The organism is Alkalinema pantanalense CENA528, from assembly GCF_050753345.1.
Taxonomy (GTDB): domain Bacteria; phylum Cyanobacteriota; class Cyanobacteriia; order Leptolyngbyales; family Leptolyngbyaceae; genus Alkalinema; species Alkalinema pantanalense.
This window is the reverse complement of the sequence record NZ_JBLZFX010000047.1, coordinates 24,427-44,905: the sequence shown is the minus strand read 5'-3', so window position 1 is coordinate 44,905 and position 20,479 is coordinate 24,427. Positions and strand designations below refer to the sequence as shown.

The following is a 20,479-nucleotide window of genomic DNA, read 5'->3' as shown; positions in this document are numbered from 1 at the left end:
CCATCGTTGTGTTTAACCCAAATACTTATGTTAAAGGAATCTCACTCTCAAAATCAGCGATGCGTGAAATTGAAACTCGTTTGCAGCGCAATCCAGATTTACCCAAATGGGACATCCTGATTCAACCTGCTGCTGGGTAGATTTGTTCCTGGAAATCTCCTAAGGACTTGTTGGAGATTGATATAGGCGTTTCGCTGGGTATCAGCAATGGAGATTTTATTCCGATCGCTCAATCCTGCTCGCAGAGACTCTTGAATAGTGATAGCAGTCCGTAAAATGGATTCTGCCTCTCTCAGTCGATTCAGTTTGAATAAGGTCAGACCTAGATTACTGAGAGATATACTTTCTCCCCATCGGTCTTTAATTTGCCGCTTGATGGCTGAACTTTGTTCATAATATTCAAGGGCTTGGGCATAGTTACCCAGCGCATCGTAAGCAATTCCTAGGTTGCCGAGAGAGCTTCCTTCTCCCAGTCGGTCTTTGATTTGCCGCGTGATAACTAAACTTTGTTCCTGATATTCAATAGCCTTGGCATAGTTACCTAGCGCATAGTAGGCAGTTCCCAGATTGCTGAGAGAGCTTCCTTCCCCCCGTTGGTCTTTGATTTGCCGCTTGATGACTAAACTTTGTTCCTGATATTCAATAGCCTTGGCATAGTTACCTAGCGCATAGTAGGCAGTTCCCAGATTGCTGAGAGAGCTTCCTTCCCCCCGTTGGTCTTTGATTTGCCGCTTGATGACTAAACTTTGTTCCTGATATTCAATAGCCTTGGCATAGTTACCTAGCGCATAGTAGGCAGTTCCCAGATTGCTGAGAGAGTTGCCTTCCCCCCGTTGGTCTTTGATTTGCCGCGCAATGGCTAAATGTTGTTCGTGATATTCAATGGCTTTAGCATAGTTGCCCATCGCGTGGTAAACCAGTCCCAGATTGCCAAGAGAGTTGCCTTCCCCTAGTCGGTCTTTGATTTGCCGCGCAATAGCAAAACTTTTTTCGTGATATTCAATGGCTTTAGCATAGTTGCCCACTGCATCATAAGCCAGTCCCAGATTGCCGAGAGAGTTGCCTTCCCCTAGACGATCTTTGATTTGCTGCTTAATGGCTAAACTTCGTTCCTGATATTCAATGGCCTTGGCATAGTTACCCAGTGCATAGTAAACCAGTCCTAAATTACCGAGCGAGTTACCTGCCCCCTGTCGGTCTTTGATTTGCTGCTTGATGGCTAAACTTTGTTCGTGATATTCAATGGCTTTAGGATAGTTACCCAGCGCATAGTAAGCCAGTCCTAGATTGCCGAGAGATTTGCCTTCCCCTCGTCGGTCTTTGATTTGCTGCGCAATGGCTAAACTTTGTTCCTGATATTTAATGGCCTTGGGGTAGTTGCCCAGCAACTGGTAAGCTAGTCCCAAGTTGCCGAGAGCGTTACCTTCTCCCCATTGGTCTTTGATTTGCCGCTTAATAGCTAAAGCTTGTTCCTGATATTCAATGGCCTTGGGATAGTTGCCCATTGCCTGGTAAGCAAGTCCCAAATTACCGAGCGAGTTGCTTTCCCCCTGTCGGTCTTTGATTTGCTGCTTGATGGCTAAACTTTGTTCCTGATATTCAATGGCCTTAGGATAGTTGCCCAGCGCGTGGTAAGCATTTCCCAGATTGCCGAGAGCGTTGCCTTCTCCCAATCGATCTTTGACAGATCGATAAAGCGTTAATGCCTGTTGCCAGGATTGTAATGCAGCTTCGACCTGACTGATGTCAAATTGTTGAATGCCTTGCTGAAGGAGTCGCTCAGCTTCGCTGGCTCGAAGGGCATCGGCTTCTGCTTTTTGGGCAATAGGACTGGTTTGCGCGATCGCCACAGGTGCAGGCAACACCACGATTCCCGGAGCGATCGCAACACCCATCAAGCTTACCCACAGCCCCAGGGATAACTTTCCAGCCATTGACATTTCTAGTCCTCTTACTGCCTATTCCTCCATAAATTGAACATCTCAGAACCTATGCGTTCAGGAAGAACTCAGCAGACTACAGGGTGATCCAAGATTCCGGGCCAAGGAGAGAAACGCAGGGGTGACCCAAGTAACTTTCGGCGGCTGCCTGGGCAATGTCCGGCGTGATAGCGGTTATAGCCGATGGGAAATGCCGATCGAAATCCACCCCTACGCCTAGAAACTCATACCACCCCAACGTTTGGGCAATTTGACCGTTGGTTTGCTTACCCAAGGCATACTGCCCCAGTACCTTATTTTTAGCCGTTTGCAATTCTTCGTTGGGCAGGGTGTGTGCAGCGAGGCGATCGATCTCCGTCTTCAGGCCATCCAACGCCGTCTGGGTATTTTCCGGGGCAGTCCCCATATAGGCCACAAAATGGGAAGTCTCTAAGCGAGTTGGATAGAACGCCGAAACCTCATAGGCCAGCCCCCGCTTTTCCCGCAATTCCACAAACAACCGACTGGACAAGCCGTTCCCTAAATATGTGCAGAGTAGCTTAAGGGCTGCAAACTCCGTCAGGCTGTTTAAATCCGAACTCATGGCAGGCGCGAGATAGCCCAACATAATAATGGACTGTTGCGTTTCCTGGGGGGTCAAGACACGGGCTGGCTCAGTCTCGATCGCAGGCAAGGACACCGTCGGCTGAAGTTCCGTCGGAATGGCCCAGTCTCCAAATACAGCCTCCACCTGCGCGATCGCGGTTTTGGGATCAATCCGCCCTGCAATGCTGATCACGAGGTGGTCAGGCCGGAACCAAGTTTTGTGGTAGTGGTGCAGGTCTTGGGCGCTAATGGTCGCGATCGTTTCTGCCGTACTGACGCTAGTGTAGGCGTAGGGATGGTTGCCATAGAGCGCTTGCCGCAACTTCTCCATGGCTACAGCAAAGGGTTGTTCCTGCTGGGAGAGGATGGCTTGGAGGGTAAGCTTCCGTTCCAGTTCCACCTCTGCTTCGGGAAAGCTGGGCGATCGTAGGATTTCTCCTGCTAATGCAAAAATTTCTGGGAAGTCCGCAGAAACTGTTTTTACACTAGTCATAAAATAGTCAGACGAGGCTTCGACTCCTAAGCTTGCGCCGACGGATTCCACCTGCTCAGCAATCTGCATGGAGGACTTGCTCTGGGTTCCTTTGGTGATGACGGAGGCGACCAAATGACAGAGTCCAGCTTGATGAACGGCTTCCGATCGGTGCCCGCCCTGGAGAAACAGACGAGCGGCGATGATGTCGGCAGCGGGATTTTCCGTGACGAGAACGACGATACCGTTACTCAGGACGGTACGGTGGACCGATCGATTTTGGGCGAGATCAATGGTTTGAGTCACGGAGCGGAAACCTCAAGGCATAACACAGATCTATCCATTATACGAAGACGGATGGCTCCTTCTAAGGACAATGGCCTGCTCCTGGGACGAATTCGGGGAGGATTTGTCAGGAATTGCCCGATCGGGCGGTTCGATCGCGGGGTTGTCTAAGGGCGTCCTGAAGAATGCCCTAAACCTTCAGCATCTGGTTCGAGGCTATTTTCCAGCAAAAAGCGCCGTGCTAGACGGTTATAGGTGCCGGGGCCGACATACTGCGGGTACTTATGCCAGCGGGTATAGGCCCAGACAACTTCGCCACGCTCCAGGATCCGGATCTCATCGAAGAAGCCTTTGCAGTTGGGAATGAGGCCATTGGCCGTTTCTAGGGCATCACTCCAGCGATCGAATTCCTGGGAAAATCCGCGTGTAATGACCTTAAACATTGAGTGCTCGCCCCTCCACTAACAAATTCAGCCAAAACTCAGCCAGTAAAATTCAGCCATTAACCAGTTGCAAACCGAATCTGGCTCAGCCTGATCATAGCAAGCCTGATCATAGAGGGGTTTGGGTCTAGGTTGCGTTGTCGGGATTGGGGATAGGGAGGGTGGGCAGGAGGGGCAGAGGGGTAGTGAAGCATACCTGGGGGCGTATTGGAGGATTATTGTGACGAAATTCCCCACTTTCTTTACATTTCTCTCTACTAAGCGCGATAAGATAGCGAAGATGTTTGACTTTTGGTGCTACGTGCAAACTTTACCGAATCCTTCAACCCGTTCTCAGGATCTACCGTTTACCCTGGCAGATGTCCGCAATGCAATCCCGGATGAGTGTTTTCGGCCTTCGACTTGGCGATCGATGGCCTATTTTTTTTGGGATTTAGGGGTCATTGCTGCGCTCTGTGCGGCGGCGGCTACGATCGATTCTTGGTGGTTTTTTCCGATTTTTTGGCTGGCTCAGGGCACGATGTTCTGGGCTTTATTTGTGGTCGGGCATGACTGCGGCCATGGTTCCTTCTCGAAACATAAGTGGCTGAACAATTTAATCGGACATTTGTCCCACAGTCCGATTTTGGTACCGTTCCATGGTTGGCGGATTAGCCATCGCACCCACCATTCCAATACGGGTAATATTGAAACCGATGAGAGTTGGTACCCGATTACGGAAAGCAAATATAACCAAATGGGCTTTCTGGAGAAACTGATTCGGTTCTATTTGCCCTTGTTGGCCTACCCGATTTATTTGTTCCGTCGATCGCCGGGTAAGAAGGGTTCGCACTTTTTGCCTAGCAGCCCTCTGTTCAAGCCGTCTGAGCGCAATGATGTGATTGTCAGTACGCTGTGCTGGGGCGCGATGATTGCGTTTCTGGGTTGGTTGGGAGTCACCTACGGTTTAGTGTTTCTGCTGAAGTACTATGTGGGTGGTTATATTGTGTTTGTGATGTGGTTGGATTTAGTGACATTCCTGCATCACACGGAGGCAGATATTCCTTGGTATCGGGGGGATGATTGGTATTTCCTAAAGGGTGCCCTTTCGACGATCGATCGAGATTATGGGTTTATCAACTGGATTCACCATGACATTGGGACTCACGTTGCCCATCACATTTTCTCAAATATGCCACACTACCGTCTGAAGACGGCGACGGAAGCAATTAAGCCGTTGTTGGGTGACTATTACCGCAAGTCGGATGAGTCAATCTGGACATCGTTCTGGAATTCCTACTTTGCTTGTCACTTCATTGCGGATGAGGGCAGCAAGATTTATTACCAATCTCCTAGCAATCCGTCTAAGGGTTCATTGAACTAGCGTTGATTGAACTCAAGATGGTTTGAGTTGAGAATTTATTTTTGGTGCAGGAGGACGATTCGATCGTCCTCTTTTTTTTGGCAGTTTTGGCATTGAGGCAAAAGCGGGGGAGTTTCTGTTGCCATATGACATGCTGGCGAACGCATGTTGCTAGATATCACGGGATTGTAAATTATCGAAATACGGTTGACAGAGACGGGCTTTGTCCATAGGCTTAGTTTTCATAGCTGAGTGTCGAGCCAGCTAGTTTCCCAGAAAATAAGGCGCTACCCAGAGTTGTTCGCACCAACCGTGGGCAGCTAAACCCCCAAGCTGAAAGAGGCAGCGAGGCGGTCTGAGACGGATTTTAACATTCGATCGGGCCACCCTACTTGTCCTGCGCAAAGGGTGGCCTTAGTTTTTGGGGTTTCTTCCTGTCACCTCATTGAGGGGAAATTCCCATGTTTATTGGTTTTGATGGTTCCGATCGTGTCACCGATCCGGAGCGTAGACCGTTTCGATTTTATTTATTTGGCACTCGTGAAGAGGTGCAGTCCGCGATTAACCAATTGCATGCTTTGCGGTTTAGTGACCGAGTGCGCTGGAGTCCGCCGATGCCTGTGCCCGGTTCAGATTGGCAGTATGTGAGCATGATGGAGCGCGATCGATCTGTAGGGTAGGCGCGATCGAACTGTTTTCCCGAGGCTTGTAGATCCCCCCTGGCCCCCCTTATTACTGGCCCCCTTATTAAGGGGGGGAACTGGAGAAAAGAGGAGAAAATGTGATTAATCAGGAGATGGCGGTAGCCAAAATCGTTAGGACAAGCATATTATCGTTAGGACAAGCATATTTGTGCTTGCAAATCGTTCAATTCCCCTAAATCCTCGCACTACGCGCCGCTGCCCTAGAAATAAGGGGGATTTTGAAAGAATTTGACTGAATTTCTTCCCTTATTAAGGGGGGGGAGGGGGGATCGAATCTAGCGCATTAATGAATCAATTTGATATTACTGTCCTAAACTCATTGTCTACCGCGATAAAACTGGGATGCACTCGCGTTACAGGCCAATTCGGATCTAATGAGGACTCGCTAGAACAGGCTAATTAACGTGAGTTCGACAAGCAAAATTTTCCCTCACAAATCCCCTGTACTGGGACGGAGCATTCACTTTCGGGGGAGTAGAGTCCCCTGACGTAGCAGGGGGGCGGGGAGAAGTTCCCCGATCTTCGCTGCGGAGCAGCCCCGACGATCGAACCGCCCCGCGAATTCATCGAACTCACGTTAATTAGGGCGAGAGACTCCGGACCCGACGGGCACAACCTCATTCCCACTAAAGGGCTCTGAACCACCCGACCAATTGAAGTCATTAATAGTGAGACTAATGGAGCCAAGTGAAAGAACTGGATTGTATCGCAGCCGCACATTGTAAGTTCGACGGCTATATTCTACAAAATAGTCGGTACTGATTTCTCGGGTGGGATCCAGGTTCCAGGCCGTTTGTACCCCTAGCCGAATGGGGCCATAGATTTGCTGCACAAGCCCCACCGACAAGATGCTGTTGTCCACTGCCCGATCGAACAAAAAGGGTGATAGACCATCGGGTAGCGTACGAGAATAGGTCACACTAAATCCGGTGTAATCAAAGAAAGGTCGAGAAAAATGACCAAATTGCCCCGATAGACTGGCACTGATAACAACGTTATTTTGCACATCACCGCTGCTATAGGCTGTAGCAACCCCTGTTGTCCCCAGTCCTAGAGCTACATAGGGCACCACTGGAGTGGGGGTGTAACGTAATCCCTCAGTGGCTGTGGCCGGTAGGGGTTTGCCCTGCCACAGGAGGAACCCTTTGCTAAGAGCCACACTGCCTTGGAAACGGCTGAGACTAATACGATTGTTATCCCGAACCGGTTTGAGCAGATCGATCCGATCGGTATCTGCATTAACGTACTGGTAGCCCACTTGGTAGCTCAGATTAATGCCCGTTTTACCCAGGGAAATGGGCGGAGAGAAGAATAACGCGCCAACACTACTCTGCACGTCCTGAAAACCCAAGGAGTTATTAAACAATCGATCGCGGTAGCTGGCCTCCAACGCCAACACGTGGGGACCCCAACCGGTATTGATGGGTTGGGCGGCTCGCAAATTGGCGCGGAAATTCGTTTCAAACTTATCGAAATCCAAACTCGTCAGGTTGGCACTCCCGCGAATCACCCCCCCATTCCCAAAGGGCGCAACTAACTTGGCCTTAAGCCCAAACCAATCCGCTGCCGATCCACTGTCTTGAACTGCCCGTTGTAGATAGAACTGGGGCGTTACTACAAACTGAACGGCCCCCGGTGGCAGGACATCGAAGGGACGCTCAATGAACAATCCCCCCCGATCGTCACTATCTAAGCCGATACTAAACAATCCCGGTTGCCGGGGACGGCGATCGATGACCACGCGATTGCGCAACAGGGGCAAACTGAAGCGCTGATCAAACACCAGGCGAGGCTTCTCTGCCCGAATTTCATCTCGTAGGGGCGAAAGACGGGTAAACGTCGCAGTTTTAGCCCGCAGTTCCAGTTCCGGTGGCGAGAAGGGGTCGTTGGTAATTCGCACATCCCGAGCTGTCCAGCCTTCGGGGTAAAAGTCCGCATCCGCCGCTTCAAACCGAATCCGGCGCACCCCCTGTCCGCCCCGTTGGGGTACCACTTCACCGCCACTGGGATTATTCCGTGCGCCTAGGGTAAAGCTACCCCCACGTCCACCGGTCACATTTTGGGCGGGTTGGTTGGTGTAGACCCGATCGATGACGGGTTGGGTCAGGATGGCTCCGGCGGAAATATCTGTAGGCAAGTTGGGGGCAAAATCCGTGCCAGCGCTGGGCAGAAATACATCCCCCCGCAACGATCGCACCTTGCCTTCCCCTTGCACAAAGTTATATTCAAACCGTTCGCCTTGTATTACCTGATCGCCACGGGTCAGTTGCACATTGCCATCGGCTACAGCAAAGCGATTGAGGAGGTTCACCTGCAAGCGATCGGACTTGAGCAAGGAGCCCTGAAACCGCATGGAGACATTCCCTTCTGCGGTAAAAATTTGTCGCCGTTCATCATAATCTTGGCGATCGGCTTTTAGTTCTAGTAATCCTTCCTGGGCCAGCTTGGCGGTTGGCGTAACAGGGTTGGTATTACTGGGGGCTGGATTAGAGGTTCCCGGCTTGGGGTTGGAGGTTCCCGGTGAGGCAGATGGAGGAGGAGACTGGGTGGGAGAGGATGCAGAGGAAGCGGGGGAACCCTCAGTCGTCGAGTTTTCAGTCGTCGAGTTTTCAGTCGTCGATTTCTCAGCCCCAAAGTCTTCCGTTGTGGGGGGAAGCGGTGTGGTCAGCGACGATTTTGGAGAAGATTGCGCTCCTGCAGCATCCGTAGTATCTGTAATACCTGTAGCACTGGTAAAACTGGGAGGGCGCGTAGTGCGGGCTGGGCCTGAGGCATCTTGTAATTGCAACAAATTTTGTGAAATTGTCCAGCCGGAGGGTTCGATCGCAATTTGCGCTTCAGGGAATACATTCGCTGTCGCATCCACCTTCAACGTATCCGCCGTTAAGGAAGGCCGAGACTGTTCAAACGATCGAATATAGGCTGGCGGGTCAGGTGGCGCAACCGGATAGGGCATAGGGATCCAATCAACTCACAAAAAAAGGACAGAGACTAGCTCAGGGACAACCGGGCTAAACATCTGACGTTACAGATTTTAGAAGGTTGCAAACCCAAGGATAATCTACTGCCCTCAAACTCTAATGGGCAAATCCTGAAAATTAGTCAAGATCGCGGCGGTTGGGGTTCCGGGCGGGATCGTTGTTCAGGAAGCCGAAGAAGAAAACCAGAATAAAGAAAGCAACAACGATGTTAACTACGATTTTTAGCGTAAGCATGGGAATGACTCCAGCAAAACGAACACGATCGGTTGTCAAAAACGGGAAATCCCGTAATACCAAAGATGATTCTCTATCTTACCTGGTATTGCAGCCTGCTTGGTCACCTAGCCCAGTTTAGCGATGCCCAGTTTCACGACGGGCTTTAAACCAACGCCAAAGTTGCAGGATGCCCTGCTCAACCCACACCAAAATTCGATCGCACCAATCCAGCGCTTTTTCCCACCAGGTCTGCTCATACCCAAGGGGTGTGGCTTCGGCCTCTAGCCAAGCGGCAGCAAATTTATCGGGTTGGTGGGTTGCGGTATCTGCTTCAACGATCGCATGGGTAGCAGTCCCATCTGTACCAGTTGCATCTGCACCAGTCAGAATTTCCGCCTCATTTACAACTGCGGTTTGCTCAGTGGGAGTAGTTGAGAGCGTCCAAGTGTCAATATCGACATCGATTAACGAACTTGCTGCGCTACCCGTAGCCTCTGGGTTGGCGATCGCATCCACTGTGAAACTCGCAAACAGCTTGCTTCGGATGGCACCCCGGCGATTCAGAACGATCGCCTTCGTGCGCTTCTGGCCTGCTTTTGGATCAGACTGGCTGAGGGCGGACTGGCCAAGGGCAGACTGGCCAAGGGCAGACAGTGGATCGGCTAGGGTTGTTTGAATCCACTGCTTCAGGGTGCCGCCCAGAGTGGGTTGGGGCTGTTCCGGCAGGGCAGTGGTGACGACGCCGAATAGGGTGGTGGGCACATCCTCGGTGGGAACGCGCCAACGATCGAGCCAAGAATCGGGAGTCAGACGGCTGATGCCACCGGATCCAAATACATCCTGGGTGGTTAGCCAGGGATCTTCGACCATGACAAAGGATTTTGGTTGTCCCGGCGCTTTTCCCGGCAGAGACGCAACGGTTCTTGCGGCAGGATAGAGCGTCCTTGCGGCCTGTTCTGTGGCCCGTGGCCCAAAGAAATAGCGAATGGCGGCTTGAATTAAGTCCGGCACCTCCCGCAGCTGGGGTAAGCCCTGGCCCAGGGCATCAAGCTTGGTGCGTAATGCGGCCCCGATCGTCTTCCAGCGCAACGGATTGCCTTGCATGACTCCCACGCCTCGGGACAGCGTCAGGGCATTAGCGGCAGGATCGGCTGGACTTAGGTTCGGCTTAAAACCTTGCAAAAGTGGGGGATTGGCACCCGTCAACTTGGCTTCCTGGAAGAGATTGGTCGAAACGGCGATCGGACTGGATTGAATCCAAGCCATGAGTTGCCAGAATAGCCGTAACGGCAAGGCCAGGGAGGAGCGATCGCGAACTACCAGCGCACTGCCCGTCTTGAGTTGGTGCCGTCGCCAGTAGCGATAGTAGAGCGCCAATTCGAAAATAATGCGCCGCTTGAGTTGGTGCTGCTGCGATTGGGTCAGCACATCCAGAATTTGATTATCCTGAGCCACCAGCACCATCCGCTGGGTAGAGACCAGGGACGCCACGCCGCGAATTTTCGTGCCTTCCGTCAGCAGCACCAGCAAGGGATCCACCTGTCCAACGGGAGCCGGAGCGATCGTATTTTGGGTCAGGGCGGAGAGTACGGTTTGAATGGCGGCATCCGTTGCTACCGGCTCCTCGGAGGGTTCCACCCCCGCTGTCAGCCACAGCGCCGCCTGCCGCACTCCTGCATTCAATTGCTTACCCACCAGGCGGAACGCTTGGAAGACTGCATAAATTGGGTAGAGGGACAACTGCGCCCCCCAGATCGCCGCCAATTTGAAGTTACGCCAGAGCACCCCTGCCCGATCCTTGAGCTTTTGGGTTTGGCGCGAGAAGAAGTTGAGAAATTGACTTTGGTAAGGGCGATCGAGGGCCATAGCATCCCACCCAATGAAACAATAAAGAACTGGATCACCTGTCACAATGACCCGCTGATTGGGTCTTAACCTATTTCACAAAAATTTTCGCGAAGTCAGTGATCCCTAACGTGAAAATTGTACGCCTTCCGTTTGAAGAAGATCTGTAACTGATTATGACAAACCTGCCAGATTCGATCGAACTTGCAACACAAATTCTGAATAGTGTGATTCAAGCCCTGCGAAATCAGGTGCAGCAAGACACGATCGCCCATTGGCAGATTGTAACCAATCATGTCAGAGAATCTGAGTCTGGGCATGAATCTTGTGGGAATGCATTGCCCTTGGCCAGTCCTAGCGATCGAGCAACCCTAGCCATTCCAAACGAAAAGGGTCACATTGCTTGGGACAGGGGGCGTCAAGAGATTGTATTGCGTCAGGTGTTTCAGTTACCCCAATGCCTCGATCGCAGCGCTTCAGGCTCCTACGACCTAACTGGACTGACGGCAAGACTCTGTTTAACGTGGTGGGCGGAGCTGGCGGAGGTTTGGGTCAATGGCGAAAAGGTGCAGGAAGGCGATTTGTTTGACCATTCGGCGCGGATTGTCCTGAGTCGAGCCGTCCAACCGGGCGAGATAGTAGAGATAACGCTACGGTTGGTCAGTCCCGGCCATGATAACGGTGCATTGATGCGATCGCGGTTAATTTTTGAATCGGCCTATGACAGCTTGGATCCTGGTTTTGTAGCCGATGAATTTGCTGTGGTGACGCAGTATTTAACCACGTTCGCTCCCGAAGAACTGTCTCCACTAGCCCAACAGATTCACCCTCCCACCCCCTTCACCCCTCGCACTCTAGTAGCATTGCGGAATTGCCTATTGCCCTACCGCGATCGGCTGAAGGACTACACGATTTACCTCCTAGGCCATGCCCATCTAGATATGGCTTGGTTATGGACGGTGGAGGAAACTTGGAAGGCGGCGGAACGAACCTTTCGATCGGCCCTGCAATTACAACAGGAATTTCCCCAATTAACGTTCTGCCACACGACGCCAGCGCTGTATGAATGGATGGAGCAGCACCGTCCGGCGTTATTTCATGCCATTTGCCAGCGGGTGCAGGCGGGGCAATGGGAACCCGTGGGCGGACTGTGGATTGAACCGGAGTTGAATGTCATTGGGGGGGAATCGATCGCGCGTCAGATTCTCTATGGTCAGCGCTATTATCAATCCCGTTTCGGCAACATTAGTTCCATTGCTTGGCTACCGGATACCTTTGGCTTTTGCTGGCAGTTTCCGCAATTGTTGCAACAGGGAGGCATGAACTATTTCGTCACACAAAAGTTGCGCTGGAATGACACGACAAAGTATCCCCATGAGGTGTTTATTTGGCAGGCTCCCGATGGCTCGCAGGTGACTGCATTGATGTCGGCTCCGATCGGGGAGGGAATTGACCCGATCAAGCTGAGTGATTACTGTTGGGAATGGCAGCAAAAAACGGGCGATCGTATGCCTCTCTGGTTAACGGGCATCGGTGACCATGGTGGTGGCCCTACCCGCGACATGCTGGACTTGGCGACCCGTTGGCAACGATCTCCCTACTTCCCCAACCTAGAATTCACCACGGCGGAAACCTATTGCGATCGGCTTCAGTCTTCCCTATCCACAACCGCATTACCCGTTTGGAATTCCGACTTGTATTTAGAATTCCATCGCGGTTGCTACACGACCCATGCAGATCAAAAAGCTTGGAATCGAGATTGCGAAGATGCCCTGTACTGTGCGGAATTGTGGGCGTCTTTAGCCTGCTTGGCGATCGACCAGCCCTATCCCAAACCGGCATTGGAAACCGCTTGGAAACAGGTGCTGTTTAATCAATTCCATGACATTCTGCCCGGTACGTCGATCGCGGAGGTTTACCCCACGGCCAATCAAGCTTGGGAACAGGCTTATCAGCAATTACGAGCGATTACAACCCAGGCTAGACAAGCGATCGCCCAAGCGATTCAACCCTTCGTGTTACCTTCAGGATCAACTTCGCCGAACGATCGGATCATTGTTGTCTTTAACGATTTATCCTGGCAGCGGAGTGAGTGGGTTCGTTTGTTTATTCCAGAATTGGCTGGGGTAAATCCTGAACAATTCGTTGATGCGATAACGGTTCATCCCCCTAAATCCCCCTTCATAAGGGGGACTTTGAAGAATTCAGCAGAGTCCCCTAAATTACCCTTGAACAGGGGGACTTTGAAGAATTCAGGAAACAACGTGCAATGCCAGATTAGATCGCATTATCAGGATGGCCGCTCGGGGTGGCTGGTGGAGTTTTGGGCGGAAGCAATTCCCGCGATGGGATACCGTTGCTACAGCTTATCGATCGAGAACTTCAGTGATGTTGTAGAAATCGGTCAAGAGAGTGCAACTGAGAGTTGTAATGCCATTTTTGATGGTAATCAAGATTATCAGCTAGAGAATCAATGTTTACGAGTTGTTGTTGATTCAGAAACGGGAAATATTACGGAACTATTTGATAAAGTTAATTGTCAAAATGTCTTGAATGGTGATGGAAACGCATTGCTAAGTTTTCAAGATCAAGGTCAGTACTGGGATGCCTGGAATATTGATCCAGATTACAAAAATTACCCTTTGCCACCCGCGCAACTTCAATCGATCGAATGGTTGGAACAGAGTCCGGCGCGATCGCGGTTGCGGGTAGTTCGCACGATCGGGCAATCGACCTTTACGCAAATTTATGCGCTGGAAGCCCATTCGCCATTATTGGAAATCCAAAATCAGGTTGATTGGCAGGAAAAACATGTGCTGGTTAAAGCTGCATTTCCGGTCAATTTTTCAGCGGAGATGGTCAGTTACGAAACCGCCTGTGGAGTCATAGATCGGCCCACACGCCCCGCAACTGAAGCAGAAAAAGCTCAATGGGAAGTGCCGGGACTCCGCTGGGCTAGCTTGAGTGGAGAGATAGAGAGTCAAACTAATGATCAGACCAGTAATCAGGTAACCTATGGCTTGAGCATTCTCAGCGATCGTAAACATGGCTACAACCATCAGCCCAACGAAATTCGACTATCGCTTTCGCGGGCACCGGAATGGCCCGATCCCCAAGCCGATCAAGGCCATCACGCATTTACCTATTACCTGTACCCCCATGCCGGAAATTGGCAAACCGCTAAAACACCCCAAAAGGCGATGGAGACTACTTTGCCATTGCAAGCGATCGTGCTGCCAGCCCAGGCATTACAGGGCAATTTGCCATCGTCAGGAAGCTTATTAACCATCCCGACAGAGAATTTAATGCCCATGGTGCTAAAACAGGCGGAAGATAACCCAGAACAATATATTCTGCGCTGTTATGAATGGCTAGGAGAATCAGCCGAATTGGAGATCGGAGGATTGCTAAAACTCCAAGTGAGCGATCGGGTAGATTTGCTGGAGGGATCGCTCAGGAACCCAGACCCAACCATCTATCCTTGGCAAATCGCTAGCTTTTCCTTAAGCAAGTTCGGAGAGCATTAAGTATCGACTCCCTCGATCGGGGCGAATCCTTGGCGTTGAATATTTTCCGTCACGGTGCGCGGTTCCAAAAACTGCAATAAGTAATCCGGCCCCCCCGCCTTGGAGCCAACGCCAGATAACTTAAAGCCGCCGAAGGGCTGTCGTGCCACGATCGCCCCCGTAATGCTGCGATTAATGTATAAATTCCCCACTTCAAACTCCACCTTGGCCCGTTCAATGTGGGAGGGGGTGCGGGAAAACAGTCCGCCGGTTAAGGCAAAATTCGTGCCATTGGCGATCGCCAATGCCTGATCAAAATCCGTTGCCTTCATCACTGCCAACACGGGGCCAAAAATTTCCTCTTGGGCGATCGTGCTCTGCGGATCAACGTCGGTAAAAATGGTTGGCCCCACAAAATAACCCGTTTCCGGACTGGGCAATTCGATCGCTAGGGTTGCCTCAGCTTTCCCCTTGGCAATGTAATCGCGAATTCGCTGCTGGGCGGCGGCATCAATCACTGGCCCCACCTGCGTACTGGCATCGACGGCATCCCCCACATTCAGGGATTTCGTTGCTTCCACTAACCGCGCCACAAAGGTGTCATAAATCGGCGCAAGTACGACCACCCGTGAACAGGCGGAACATTTCTGTCCGCTGTAGCCAAAGGCGGAATACACCACCCCCTGTACAGCCTGATCCAAATCTGCGCTCTCATCAATGATGATGGCATTTTTACCTCCCATTTCCGCCACTACCCGCTTCAGGTGTTTCTGGCCCGGTTGCAAAACGGCGGCATCGGCGTAAATCTGGCAACCCACCTCCTGGGATCCGGTAAAGACAATCATCTGCACATCACGATGTTTAACGAGGTAGTTGCCAACCGTGGAACCCCGACCGGGAACGTATTGGAACACGCCAGGAGGAATGCCTGCTTCCACCAAAATCTCACTTAATTTCGCTGCAATCACAGACGTTACTGCGGCTGGCTTGAGCAACGCACAATTCCCCGTCACCAATGCCGCGATCGTCATGCCTGTGGGAATCGCTAAGGGAAAGTTCCACGGCGAAATCACCAAGACAATGCCCTTCGGTTGGTAAAAATAGCGATCGGTTTCTCCGGCCACATCGTAGTTGAGTTCCTGGGACAGCCGTTCCATCTCAGCGGCATAGTAGCGACAAAAATCAACGGCTTCTGAAACTTCCCCATCCGCCTGCCGCAGAGGTTTCCCCGCTTCATACACCATCCAAGCGTTCAACTCATGGCGACGGGCTTCTAGTAAATCGCCCACTTTACGAATAATGGCGACTCGTTCCTTGACAGGAGTATGCTTCCAAGTGGTAAAGGCATTTTTTGCGGCTGTAACGGCTTCCTCTGCTTGGTCTAAATTGATCTGCCCGATCGTTCCCACCACTTGACTCGGCTGTGATGGGTTGACCGAGGGAATCGTGACATCTGTCGTCATCGATCGACCGTTGATCAATGGCCAATAGGGTTGTCCCAACTGTTGTTTAATCTGCGTGAGTCCAGCCGTTGCTCGATCGCGCAGGGTTCCAAGGGCGTAGTCCGTATCTGGGGCGGGCTCAATCCGACTGAGTGAAGGCGAGCTAGGGGCGATCGCAAAGGGATGCGCCTCAATCAAGTCATCCCCTTCTCCCCAAACCGGAATGGCCAACAATTCCTCCGTCGGTCGCGCTTCTAAATTCTGCCGCAGGAACGAACTGTTGGCGGTATTTTCCAACAGGCGTCGAATTAAATAGGACATGCCCGGAATTAACTCGCCATAGGGACAATAAATCCGCACCCGCTGCCCCCGTTTGGCGATCGCGGCGGCTAGGTTGTCCGCCATACCGTAGAGCATTTGGAACTCAACCCGCCGTTTGGGAATGCCCAACGCTTCCACGATCGCTAAGGCATGGGCTTGGGAGCGCACGTTATGACTCCCGATCGCCGCATACAAATGGGCGTGATTTTCCAGTAGCAGGGCTATCATCCGCTCATAATTGGCATCGGTGGAGGACTTATGGTTATACACAGGGGTGGGCCAATGGTTCTGGCGCGATAGAATCGTTTCCTGATCCCAATAGGCTCCCTTAACTAAGCGGAGGGTTAGGGGATGCCCCCGTTCCTTCACCCAAGTAATTAAATCTTTCAAATCGCCATAGCTATCGCGGAGGTAGGCTTGCAACGTCATACCAATGTCCGTACGATCGCGAAATTCCTCTTCCAACAGCAATTGCTTCAGCGCCGTTAGGGTGGCATCTTTATAGCGGTATTGCTCCATATCAAAATGGACGGCCACCCCGAGTTGTTTGGCATGCCGTAATAGGGTACGGATGCGATCGCTAACCTTGGCTTGAGATCCAGCAGTATCCAAGGGATCAAACTGAGAATAAAAGGCTGTTAATTTGACGGACACTTGCACCTTGGGTAGGGCATCTCCCTCCGCAGTATCAATGTTCGCCACCGTTGACCAACCTTTCGCGGCATCAGTTAACTGCGCCATTAAATCTAAATACTGCTGTAAATACGCCTGCGCTTCCGTTTCCGTAATGACAGCTTCACCTAACAGGTCGATCGTAAAGGCCATCGACTGTTTGCGTAACTGTTCAATACTTTTGAGCGCTTGCTTTAGCGTTTCACCCGCAATATACTTCCGCGCTAGGGTTTCCACCGCCGTTGCTAAAGTCGTCGCCGCAACCTGTCCCGGCACAGAATCTGGGTTGGTGAAATTCAACAATCCCTTCAGGGCTTGGGGCAATTCCACCGCCGCATCACCGAGGTATTCCTGGAGATGACGGGCGATCGCGGCTTTGGTTTTCAAGGCTGGAAGACAGTCGATCAAGCGAAATAACTGCACCCGCAGCCCCGGATTTTCCATCGTCCAGGCCAATAGTTTGTCATCCCAGCGTAGCTGATCTTGGAACTTTGCAAAGAACGATCGCTTTTCTCCCGTTTGCGCGAGTAGTTCCCGCGCGATCGCTTGGGTTTGCACCTCATAGGGTGACTCAGAACGACCTGAAACCGAGCTAGATGCAGACATTGACATAGACGTCTCCCGAATGATGCGAAGGGAAAGGGATTAGACTGATCTGATTCATATCAGACAAGAAATCTGATATGAATCAATGAATTAAATTTCTAGAATGAAAGATTTGCAATCAGTGAACAATTCACGAGCAACTTGGACAGATAACTTTGAGCTCAATTGCCAGAAGTGATGGGTAGCAAAACACTCAAGTGATCTAGCAATCCTCAACGAAAGCAATCCTAAATGACGGGTGAGTTCTGCGCATTTTGCCCTCACCCTAAATCCCTCTCCCAGTCTGGGAGAGGGACTTTGAATGCCGTTGGGAGATAGACTTTGGACTCTGGTTCCCTTTATCGCCCAGAAAGACTACGACGATTGCGCCACATCCATCGCCGAAACCTTGGTTTTCCGGGATCCCGATCGGGTCGATTTCTTAGCAGGAGCCGCCGGTAAAGGCGTTACTTCCATTGCCTCTGAAATCGGATTGCGCGCTTTAATTAAGTCGATCGCCCGCGTTACGCTTTCCGGGAAAATCACGACCAAACCATTATCCGGTGCATGGTCGAGGGCATTGTTGATCGCTGTGGTTTCATCCAATTGAATTTCATAGGGCGGCGTTTTCTTCGTCCCTTGTTGAATGCCCTCCACCAGCAACTCGGCTACTGCCCCCGGTTCCCGACCGCGTTTGTCATCATCCTCTTTGATGATCAGTTGGCCAAAGATCTCTGCCGAGAGTTTGCCCAAGGCTCGTAGATCTTCATCCCGGCGATCGCCAGGACCACCCACGACCCCGACCGTTGGGCCCGTCCAATTGGAGACAAAGCCACCCACTGCTTCATAGCCCGCCGGATTGTGGGCGTAATCGACCAGCACATGGTAACGACCCAAATTAAACAGGTTCATGCGCCCCGGCGTTTGCTGGGCCGACGCTCGAAAACTGCGCAAGGCCGACTGGATTGCCTTAATTTCCACACCTTGCACAAAGGCTGACAAACTAGCTGCGAGGGCATTGGCAATCATAAATGGAGCGCGTCCACCCATGGTTAACGGTACCCGATCGGCCTTTTCAATGCGATAGATCCAATCCTGTTGCAGGATCGACAGATAGCCATCTTCGTAAACCGCTGCAATGCCACCATTTTGCAGGTGCGATCGCAGGAGTTCATTTTCAGGATTCATCGAGAAATAGGCCACCTTTGACTTGACCCGATCGGCCATGGCAGACACCCAAGGATCATCTGCATTCAGCACCGCATAGCCATCGGTATGGGTTGCTTCCGCCACTACTGCTTTCAACCTTGCGAGGTCTTCGATCGTGTCAATGTCGCCAATGCCGAGGTGATCCTCCGCTACATTCAGCACCACGCCTACATCGCAATGTTGGAACGCCAACCCCGATCGTAAAATACCGCCCCGTGCCGTTTCCAGAACTGCTACTTCCACCGTCGGATCACGCAGAATCACCTGCGCACTGTACGGTCCGGTGGTGTCCCCCTTCTCAATTAGGTGATTGTTAATGTAAATCCCATCGGTGGTCGTAAAACCAACCGTTCCATACACCTGACGGAAAATGTGGGCAATCAATCTTGTGGTCGTCGTTTTACCATTCGTCCCCGTCACGGAAATAATGGGAATGCGTGTGGGTGTCCCCGCTGGGAACAACATGTCTAGAATTGGAGCCGCCACATTGCGGGGAATTCCCTGGCTCGGTGCTAGGTGCATGCGTAAGCCCGGAGCTGCATTGACTTCTACTACCACTCCATTGGCATCCCGCAGGGGACGGCTAATGTCGGTTGTGACGACATCAATGCCCGCCACGTCCAAGCCAATCAACCGCGACACCCGTTCAGCCAGCCAAATGGTTTCCGGGTGAATGTCATCGGTCCGATCGATGGCAATGCCCCCCGTACTCAAATTAGCCGTGGCCCGCAGGTAGCAGACCGCGCCCTCAGGCAAGACCGAATCCAAATCACAGCATTGCCGCTGCAACATTTCTTCAGTGGTTTGATCGAGAGCCAGTTCCGTGAGTAAATTTTCGTGGCCGCGTCCCCGTCGTGGATCTTTATTTTCCCGATGCACCAATTCCGCAACGGTATTTCGACCATTGCCCACGACATGGGCCGGAACCCGCTCTGCTACTGCCACCACTTTGTGATTGACGACCAAAACCCGGAAATCATGGCCTTCATAGTAATGCTCAACAATGATTCCCTTGGATACTTCCCGTGCTTTTTCGTAGGCAGTTTCCACCTCGTCCCAATTGCGAATATCTAGGGTAATGCCTCGCCCGTGATTGCCATCCAGCGGTTTGAGAACGATCGGATAGCCCCCCAGGGTATCGATCGCGCTTTCCAATTCATCCAAGGTATAGACTACTAGCCCTTTTGGCACAGGAATTCCCGCATTGTCCAGAACCTGCTTCGTGCTTTCCTTATCCGAAGCTAATTCCACCGCTAAAACATTGCTTAAACTGGTCAGGGAAGCTTGTACACGATGCTGGTACTTCCCATGGCCAAATTGCAGGAGATCCCGCGCTCCCACGGGTTGCCAAGGAATGCCCCGCAGTTCTGCTTCCCGCACCAAGGCTTCTGTAGTGGGACCCAGGGATGCTGCTAACTTAAAGTCGCGCAGATCCTGTAAATCTTTGTCTAATTCAGCCTGCGGATAGCGTCCTGTCTCTATAATACTGCTACAGAGTCGAACCGCTGCCCGCGCTGCATAGCGCCCTGCGCGCTCGTTTTCGTACTGAAAGACCACTTGGTAGATTCCTGGAGTGGCTGTTTCGCGAGTCCGCCCAAAACCCACCGACATGCCTGCGAGGGTCTGTAACTCCAGGGCCACATGCTCCACAATATGGCCCATCATGGTACCCTGCCGTACACGGCTTAAAAAACCGCCCCGGCAGCCCGGTGAACAGAAATGTTCCTCCAAGCTAGGTAATGCTTTCACTAGCCCGTCATAAAATCCTGGAATGTCATCCGAAGCCCGATCGGCTAAGTCTTCTAGGTCTAAGCGCACCACGATCAATTGACCGTGGCGAATACTCCAATAATTAGGGCCACGGAGGGTTTGAGTTTTGAGGATTTTCATAACATCTGTAGAGACACGGCACTCGTCTGGAACAAGGTGAG

General features: G+C 51.7%; 11 protein-coding genes. 3 read left to right on the top strand and 8 right to left on the bottom strand.

From position 1 onward, the window contains the following. Window positions 1-98: 98 nt before the first annotated feature. From ACN4EG_RS15925 to ACN4EG_RS15915, 3 genes are all read right to left on the bottom strand, one after another. Window positions 99-1,934: a tetratricopeptide repeat protein gene (locus tag ACN4EG_RS15925; protein WP_431630857.1), complete on the bottom strand. Its 1,836-nt coding sequence runs from the start codon at window positions 1,932-1,934 to the stop codon at window positions 99-101. Between the two features lie 82 nt (window positions 1,935-2,016). Further along, on the bottom strand, window positions 2,017-3,303 hold the full coding sequence (locus ACN4EG_RS15920; RefSeq protein WP_431630855.1) for a M16 family metallopeptidase: 1,287 nt from the start codon (window positions 3,301-3,303) through the stop codon (window positions 2,017-2,019). A gap of 146 nt (window positions 3,304-3,449) precedes the next feature. Beyond that, window positions 3,450-3,725, bottom strand: coding sequence for a hypothetical protein (locus ACN4EG_RS15915; RefSeq protein ID WP_431630853.1), 276 nt, complete (start codon window positions 3,723-3,725; stop codon window positions 3,450-3,452). A gap of 280 nt (window positions 3,726-4,005) precedes the next feature. Between ACN4EG_RS15915 and ACN4EG_RS15910 the strand changes: the two genes are divergently transcribed. Next, window positions 4,006-5,088, top strand: a complete 1,083-nt coding sequence (locus ACN4EG_RS15910; RefSeq protein WP_431630852.1) for a DUF3474 domain-containing protein — start codon at window positions 4,006-4,008, stop codon at window positions 5,086-5,088. A 440-nt stretch (window positions 5,089-5,528) separates the two neighbouring features. Then, window positions 5,529-5,747, top strand: a complete 219-nt coding sequence (locus ACN4EG_RS15905) for a hypothetical protein (RefSeq protein ID WP_431630851.1) — start codon at window positions 5,529-5,531, stop codon at window positions 5,745-5,747. A 601-nt stretch (window positions 5,748-6,348) separates the two neighbouring features. On the opposite strand, the gene ACN4EG_RS15900 is transcribed toward ACN4EG_RS15905, so the two are convergent. The 3 genes from ACN4EG_RS15900 to ACN4EG_RS15890 form a co-directional block, all read right to left on the bottom strand. Then, complete coding sequence (locus tag ACN4EG_RS15900) at window positions 6,349-8,727, bottom strand: DUF3769 domain-containing protein (protein ID WP_431630849.1); 2,379 nt, start codon at window positions 8,725-8,727, stop codon at window positions 6,349-6,351. A 142-nt stretch (window positions 8,728-8,869) separates the two neighbouring features. Further along, window positions 8,870-9,025 carry a photosystem II reaction center protein I gene (locus ACN4EG_RS15895; protein ID WP_431630848.1) on the bottom strand — a complete coding sequence of 52 codons (156 nt, stop codon included), beginning with the start codon at window positions 9,023-9,025 and terminating at the stop codon, window positions 8,870-8,872. Between the two features lie 78 nt (window positions 9,026-9,103). After that, window positions 9,104-10,834: a hypothetical protein gene (locus tag ACN4EG_RS15890; RefSeq protein WP_431630847.1), complete on the bottom strand. Its 1,731-nt coding sequence runs from the start codon at window positions 10,832-10,834 to the stop codon at window positions 9,104-9,106. Window positions 10,835-10,989: 155 nt separating this feature from the next. On the opposite strand from ACN4EG_RS15890, the gene ACN4EG_RS15885 reads away from it, so the two are divergent. Further along, window positions 10,990-14,340 (top strand): alpha-mannosidase, encoded by a 3,351-nt coding sequence (locus ACN4EG_RS15885; RefSeq protein ID WP_431630846.1) that lies wholly within the window; start codon window positions 10,990-10,992, stop codon window positions 14,338-14,340. On the opposite strand, the gene pruA is transcribed toward ACN4EG_RS15885, so the two are convergent. After that, a complete protein-coding gene (gene pruA / locus ACN4EG_RS15880) occupies window positions 14,337-17,366 on the bottom strand; it encodes an L-glutamate gamma-semialdehyde dehydrogenase (protein ID WP_431630845.1) in 3,030 nt (1,009 codons plus the stop codon). The genes ACN4EG_RS15885 and pruA overlap by 4 nt on opposite strands. A gap of 348 nt (window positions 17,367-17,714) precedes the next feature. Then, window positions 17,715-20,438: a cyanophycin synthetase gene (gene cphA / locus ACN4EG_RS15875; RefSeq protein ID WP_431630842.1), complete on the bottom strand. Its 2,724-nt coding sequence runs from the start codon at window positions 20,436-20,438 to the stop codon at window positions 17,715-17,717. Window positions 20,439-20,479: the final 41 nt, after the last annotated feature.

What these genes read in the sequence shown, in the direction of transcription:
- cphA (WP_431630842.1), bottom strand. Translation starts at nt 20,438, where the DNA reads ATGAAAATCCTCAAAACTCAAACCCTCCGTGGCCCTAATTATTGGAGT.
- ACN4EG_RS15885 (WP_431630846.1), top strand. Translation starts at nt 10,990, where the DNA reads ATGACAAACCTGCCAGATTCGATCGAACTTGCAACACAAATTCTGAAT.
- pruA (WP_431630845.1), bottom strand. Translation starts at nt 17,366, where the DNA reads ATGTCAATGTCTGCATCTAGCTCGGTTTCAGGTCGTTCTGAGTCACCC.
- ACN4EG_RS15910 (WP_431630852.1), top strand. Translation starts at nt 4,006, where the DNA reads ATGTTTGACTTTTGGTGCTACGTGCAAACTTTACCGAATCCTTCAACC.
- ACN4EG_RS15905 (WP_431630851.1), top strand. Translation starts at nt 5,529, where the DNA reads ATGTTTATTGGTTTTGATGGTTCCGATCGTGTCACCGATCCGGAGCGT.
- ACN4EG_RS15915 (WP_431630853.1), bottom strand. Translation starts at nt 3,725, where the DNA reads ATGTTTAAGGTCATTACACGCGGATTTTCCCAGGAATTCGATCGCTGG.
- ACN4EG_RS15900 (WP_431630849.1), bottom strand. Translation starts at nt 8,727, where the DNA reads ATGCCCTATCCGGTTGCGCCACCTGACCCGCCAGCCTATATTCGATCG.
- ACN4EG_RS15925 (WP_431630857.1), bottom strand. Translation starts at nt 1,934, where the DNA reads ATGGCTGGAAAGTTATCCCTGGGGCTGTGGGTAAGCTTGATGGGTGTT.
- ACN4EG_RS15890 (WP_431630847.1), bottom strand. Translation starts at nt 10,834, where the DNA reads ATGGCCCTCGATCGCCCTTACCAAAGTCAATTTCTCAACTTCTTCTCG.